The organism is Campylobacter sp. BCW_6877 (assembly GCF_001762445.1).
Lineage (GTDB): Bacteria > Campylobacterota > Campylobacteria > Campylobacterales > Campylobacteraceae > Campylobacter_D > Campylobacter_D jejuni.
Genome location: NZ_MJWW01000053.1, coordinates 1 through 1,327, shown reverse-complemented (window position 1 = coordinate 1,327; position 1,327 = coordinate 1). Strand labels below are relative to the sequence as shown.

At 22.1% G+C, this 1,327-nt stretch carries 2 protein-coding genes; both read left to right on the top strand.

The window, feature by feature from the left end:
• Positions 1-62 precede the first annotated feature (62 nt).
• On the top strand, positions 63-857 hold the full coding sequence (locus AJ936_RS06985; RefSeq protein ID WP_070274242.1) for a Fic family protein: 795 nt from the start codon (positions 63-65) through the stop codon (positions 855-857).
• Between the two features lie 146 nt (positions 858-1,003).
• Positions 1,004-1,327, top strand: a 324-nt coding sequence (locus AJ936_RS06980; RefSeq protein ID WP_148123993.1) for a hypothetical protein, incomplete at its 3' end; no start/stop codon positions are given.

The following is a 1,327-nucleotide window of genomic DNA, read 5'->3' as shown; positions in this document are numbered from 1 at the left end:
ATTAATAGAAAAATTGATAAAATAAAAAAATATTCTATCATTATAAAAAATAGGAAAAGAAAATGAATTTAAAAGATGTTCTAAAGGAAATTGATATTCTAAAAGATTTTTTGAAAGAACACAAACTAGCTTTTGAAACTAAAAAATCACTAGAAGAAGATTTTAAATTAAGATATACAAATGATTCTAATGCAATCGAAGGGAATACACTTACCTTATTTGAAACAAAAGCAGTGCTTGAAGGTATGACTATTGCAGGAAAAAGTGTAAAAGAACACTTAGAAACCATAAACCATTCACATGCTATTGATTTTATGTTAGAACTTGCAAATGCTAATACAATTTTAAATGAATTTGATATTAAATCTTTACATCAAATTATTTTACAAACAATTGATATAAAGAATGCTGGAGTATATAGAAAGGCTAATGTAGTGATTAGCGGTGCAAAACATATTCCACCTGATTATTTGAGTATTGATTTTGAAATGAAAAACTTTTTAAATTGGTATGAGAATGAAGCACAAAATTTACACCCTATTATTAGAGCTTCAAGAATACATATTGACTTTGTTAGAATACACCCATTTATTGATGGTAATGGAAGAATGTCAAGGCTTTTAATGAATTATGAGCTTGTTAAAAATAATTATCCACCTATCAATATTAAGTATTCTTCAAAAGAAGAATACTTTCAAGCTTTGGAAGAAGCTTGTTATTATAAAAACTTTGAAAAATTTGACACAATAGTAATAAAAGAAGTTAAAAATGAACTAGAAAAAAGAAAACATTTCGCTCTAAAAAATGAAAAAAATGAATATCAAGAAAATTTAAAAGATAAAATAAGAAGGAGCTAAAATGAAAAAATAATTTTATCAATGCTATCTTTAAAAATCAAAACTTATATTATATAATATTATATAATATTATATATTCAGAAAGATTATTATAAGTTTTAATATATTATTATTTAAAATAAAATTGTTTTAAAAAGGAAAATAAAATGAAAAAAGAAAAAAGTTTGCATTTAATTATTTTTGGATTATCTTTAATTTTTATAGGTTGTGGAGAACCTAAACTTAAAGAATATACTTATAATTCAGAGCAAGGAAGTAAAGAAGGATATGAATTTGCACTTAAAAAAATTGATGAAGAGTATAAAACACGTGGAAAGTATTCTTTAATTGATTTAAACGAAATAAAAAATATTAAAACACTTAAAGAAAGAGATTATAATTTTCTTTTAAAATTACAAAAAGAATCTAAAAAAGAAATTGAAAATGGAAGATATCAATATGCTGATATAATGATTATAAATTATAATGAT